This window comes from Streptomyces sp. P17 (genome assembly GCF_032436805.1).
GTDB lineage: Bacteria > Actinomycetota > Actinomycetes > Streptomycetales > Streptomycetaceae > Streptomyces.
Map to the genome: position 1 here is coordinate 1 of NZ_JAVRBF010000140.1, position 4324 is coordinate 4324.

The 4324-nt window shown below is 70.5% G+C and carries 5 protein-coding genes; 3 read left to right on the top strand and 2 right to left on the bottom strand.

The genetic code is table 11. The features are described 5' to 3' along the window. Positions 1 to 227: 227 nt before the first annotated feature. A complete protein-coding gene (locus RMT89_RS39705; RefSeq protein ID WP_315888616.1) occupies positions 228 to 431 on the bottom strand; it encodes a hypothetical protein in 204 nt (67 codons plus the stop codon). A gap of 36 nt (positions 432 to 467) precedes the next feature. Then, a complete protein-coding gene (cofC, locus tag RMT89_RS39710; protein ID WP_315888617.1) occupies positions 468 to 1106 on the bottom strand; it encodes a 2-phospho-L-lactate guanylyltransferase in 639 nt (212 codons plus the stop codon). Between the two features lie 154 nt (positions 1107 to 1260). On the opposite strand from cofC, the gene RMT89_RS39715 reads away from it, so the two are divergent. Genes RMT89_RS39715 through RMT89_RS39725 form a run of 3 tightly spaced genes read left to right on the top strand, consistent with a single transcriptional unit; the run spans position 1261 to position 4249 of the window. Beyond that, the gene (locus RMT89_RS39715) at positions 1261 to 2025 is read left to right on the top strand and encodes a lysophospholipid acyltransferase family protein (protein ID WP_315888618.1); all 765 of its coding nucleotides are present in this window, start codon (positions 1261 to 1263) and stop codon (positions 2023 to 2025) included. After that, complete coding sequence (locus tag RMT89_RS39720) at positions 2022 to 3032, top strand: NAD(P)H-dependent glycerol-3-phosphate dehydrogenase (protein WP_315888619.1); 1011 nt, start codon at positions 2022 to 2024, stop codon at positions 3030 to 3032. Before RMT89_RS39715 ends, RMT89_RS39720 begins: the two co-directional genes overlap by 4 nt. Before the next feature lie 59 nt (positions 3033 to 3091). Continuing rightward, positions 3092 to 4249 carry a D-alanine--D-alanine ligase family protein gene (locus RMT89_RS39725; RefSeq protein WP_315888620.1) on the top strand — a complete coding sequence of 386 codons (1158 nt, stop codon included), beginning with the start codon at positions 3092 to 3094 and terminating at the stop codon, positions 4247 to 4249. Positions 4250 to 4324: the final 75 nt, after the last annotated feature.

Sequence of the window (4324 nt, forward strand, 5' to 3'; positions counted from 1 at the left end):
CCGCCGCGAAGAAGACCACCGCGAAGAAGGCCACCACCGCCAAGAAGGCGACGGCCAAGAAGGCCCCCGCGAAGAAGGCGACCGCCAAGAAGGCCCCGGCCAAGAAGTCGACGGCCCGCAAGACCACCGCCAAGAAGACCACCGCCCGCAAGAGGTAGGGGCGCACGGGTACTCACGCGCCGGGCCGGACTCCCCAGGGAGTCCGGCCCGCGGCGCGTTTTCGGGGCTTACAGGGTCTGGAGCGTGACGAGGGTGATGCGCAGCCCGTCCTTCGGGCCCTCCACCTCGATGCGCACACGCTGTCCGGGCCGCAACAGGCGCAGCCCGCCCGCGTCGAACGCCGCCGCGTCGAAGGGCACGGGGGTGCCGTCGTCCAGGAGCACCTGGCCGCTCCTGGTGTCCGGGTCGTACGTGTATGCGGTTGCCTGCATGGTCGTCAGGGTAGTGCCTGGCGGGCCCCGGGGAGTTCACGTCCCCGGAATCAGCAGCCCCGCCGACACCGCCGCGGTATGCCTGCCCACCCCCAGTGCCAGCGCCGCGCGCAGGTCCTCGCCGGTGTCCACGTCCTGGCGTACCGAATCCACCGTGCCGAGGTGCAGTTCCGCCGCTCCGGAAGCCCGATGACGGGCCCGCGAATCGGCGCCGAATGCCGGACGCAATTGCGCTCCCGGCGTCGCGGCCAGCAGAGTCGTGCCGATTGCGGCGGCGTCCGGCAGGAAAGCGCGGGGGAATTCCGCCGCCAAGTCCAGGACCCGGGACAATTCCGCGGACCGTAGTGCCGGAAGATCCGCGTTCAGGGCCGCTACCGCGGAATCGGGGCGACAAGCGCGTACGACCGCCTCTCCGTGCGCCAGGGCGGCGTTCAGGCCGGCCCGCGGGGCGTCGGGGACGACCCGGGCGCCGAGGGCGGCCAGTTCGCGGGCGGCCAGCTCGTCGTCCGTGACGACTGCCACATCCCGCACCGCGGCGCTGGCCAGCGCGGCCGCCACGGTGTCCTGTGCGAAGGCCAGGGCCAGGGCCGGGCGCAGCCCCTCGGCCGCGGTGTCCGAGAGCCTGCTCTTGGCCCGCGCCAGAGGCTTCAGGGGTATGACCAAGGTCCACTGCACGAGCGTTCGTACCTCTCTTGTCGCGGCCATTGTCACCCGGCTTTCACATGGGCCATCTGGCGGTCCGGTCCGCGGGGCGTACGGTGTTCTCGACAGACGGTCGGCCTGGGGCGACACTTGTGCGGCCCCCCAGGCCCTAGAGGAAGGTGTCCGCGTGCCCCGCCGCAGAATCGGCTTCTGGTATCGCTTGGCAGCGGTGATCGCCAAACCACCGCTGGTGGTACTGATCAAGCGGGACTGGCGCGGAATGGAGCACATTCCGGCACACGGCGGATTTATCACCGTGGTGAACCACAATTCGCACGTCGATCCCTTCGCCTACGCGCACTTTCAGTACAACACCGGCCGCGTTCCGCGATTCCTCGCGAAGAGCGGACTTTTCAAGAAGGGATTCGTCGGCGCCTTCATGCGCGGCACCGGGCAGATCCCCGTCTACCGCGAGACCACGGACGCGCTGAGCGCCTTCCGGGCCGCGATCGACGCCGTGGAGCGGGGCGAATGCGTCGCGTTCTACCCCGAGGGCACCATCACCCGGGATCCCGACCAGTGGCCCATGACCGGCAAGACCGGCGCCGCGCGCGTGGCCCTGCAGACCAAGTGCCCGGTGATCCCGGTCGCGCAGTGGGGTGCCAACGAACTGCTGCCGCCGTACGCGAAGAAGCTCAACATCCTTCCCCGCAAGACCTCGCGCGTCCTCGCGGGTCCGGCAGTGGACCTGGCGCGCTTCTACGACAAGGAGATGACCCCGGACCTCCTGCAGGAGGCGACCGAGGTCATCATGGCCGCCATCACCCGCCAGCTGGAGGAGCTCCGCGGCGAGAAGGCGCCCGTCGCGCCCTACGACCCGCGCCGGGAGCGGATCGAACAGCGCCGCCGCAGTCAGGCGCAGACGGGGCACGAGGAGGAGAGCGCCAAGTGAGCAAGCCCGTCAAGGCGGCCGTCTTCGGCACCGGATCATGGGGCACCGCCTTCGGCATGGTGCTCGCCGACGCGGGGTGCGAGGTCACCCTGTGGGGGCGGCGCCCGGACCTCGCCGAAGCGGTCAACTCCACGCGTACGAACCCCGACTACCTCCCCGGCGTCGAACTCCCGGAGAACCTGCGGGCGACCACCGACGCCGCCGAGGCCGCGCACGGCGCCGACTTCACCGTCCTCGCGATCCCCTCGCAGACACTGCGCGGCAACCTCGCCGAGTGGACCCCCCTGCTCGCCCCCGGCACCGTCCTCGTCTCGCTGATGAAGGGCGTCGAACTCGGCTCCGCAATGCGGATGAGCGAGGTCATCGAGGACGTCGCCAAGGTCGGCCCGAACCGGGTCGCCGTGGTCACCGGACCCAACCTCGCCCGGGAGATCGCCGCGCGGATGCCGGCCGCCGCCGTGGTCGCCTGCACCGACGAGGCCGTCGCCCAGCGTCTCCAGGCCGCCTGCCACACGCCGTACTTCAGGCCGTACACCGAGACGGACGTGGTCGGTTGCGAGCTCGGCGGAGCCGTGAAGAACGTCATCGGGCTCGCCGTCGGCATCGCGGACGGCATGGGGCTCGGCGACAACGCCAAGGGCTCGCTGATCACCCGCGGCCTCGCGGAGACCGCGCGGCTCGGTGTCGCGCTGGGCGCCGACCCGATGACCTTCGCCGGACTCGCGGGCCTCGGCGACCTGGTGGCCACCTGCTCCTCGCCGCTGTCCCGCAACCACACCTTCGGCACCAACCTCGGCAAGGGCATGACCCTTCAGGAGACCATCGCGGTCACCAAGCAGACCGCCGAGGGCGTCAAGTCCTGTGAGTCCGTGCTGGATCTGGCGCGCAGGCACGGCGTCGACATGCCGATCACCGAGACGGTCGTCGGAATCGTGCACGAGGGCAAGCCTCCCGTGGTCGCCCTCAAGGAGCTGATGTCGCGCAGCGCGAAGCCCGAACGACGCTGAGCGACGCAGCGTCGGCGGCGCTGTATCAGGCCACTACCAACGGGTACTCTCAACGCGATATGAGCACCGAGAACCTCCCCCAGAGCCCTCAGCAGCCGCCTCGCAAGCCGCGCGTGGCCGTCGTGTTCGGCGGCCGCAGCTCCGAACACGGGATCTCCGTGGTCACCGCCGGCGCCGTACTGAGGGCCATCGACCGGACCACGTACGACGTCCTGCCGATCGGCATCACGCAGGACGGCCGCTGGGCGCTCACCGCCGACGAACCGGAACGCATGGCGATCACCGACCGCCGTACGCCCACCGTCGCGGAGCTCGCCGAGTCGAGCGAGGGCGGCGTGGTGCTCCCCCTCGACCCCGCGAACCGCGAAGTCGTCTACAGCGAGCCGGGATCGGTGCCCAAGGCACTCGGTGAGGTCGACGTCGTCTTCCCCGTCCTGCACGGCCCCTACGGCGAGGACGGCACCCTCCAGGGCCTCCTGGAGCTGTCCGGCGTCCCGTACGTGGGCTCGGGTGTGCTCGCCTCGGCCGTCGGCCAGGACAAGGAGTACATGAAGCGGGTGTTCACCTCCTTCGGGCTCAAGGTCGGCCCGTACGTGGTGATCCGGCCCCGCGAGTGGGAGCGCGACGAGTCCGCCGCCCGCAAGAAGATCGTCGACTTCGCCGGTGAGCACGGCTGGCCGCTCTTCGTGAAGCCCGCGCGCGCGGGTTCGTCGATCGGCATCACCAAGGTCGAGGATCTGGCGGGCCTGGACGAGGCCGTCGCAGAGGCCCAGCGGCACGACCCCAAGATCCTCGTCGAGGCGGCGCTGCGCGGCCGTGAGATCGAGTGCGGGGTGCTGGAGTTCGAGGACGGCCCGCGCGCGTCGGTGCCCTCCGAGATCCCGTCGCCCGAGACGCACGCGTACTACGACTTCGAGGCCAAGTACATCGACTCCACGCCCGGCATCGTGCCGGCCCCGCTCACGGCGCAGGAAACGGCCGAGGTGCAGCGCCTCGCGGTGGATGCCTTCGAGGCGGCCTCCTGCGAAGGGCTGGTCCGCGCGGACTTCTTCCTCACCGAGGACGGGGAGTTCGTGATCAACGAGATCAACACCATGCCCGGTATGACCCCGATCTCGATGTACCCGCAGATGTGGCAGGCGACCGGGGTCGGTTACCCGGAGCTGGTGGACCGGCTGATCCAGGCGGCGCTGCGCCGCTCCACGGGCCTGCGCTGAGCTAGGGGGTGTTTTGAAAGTCCTGTGCGGTGCCCGCGGTGTTCGGTGCGTGCCCTCGGCGTGCCGGACGAAGGC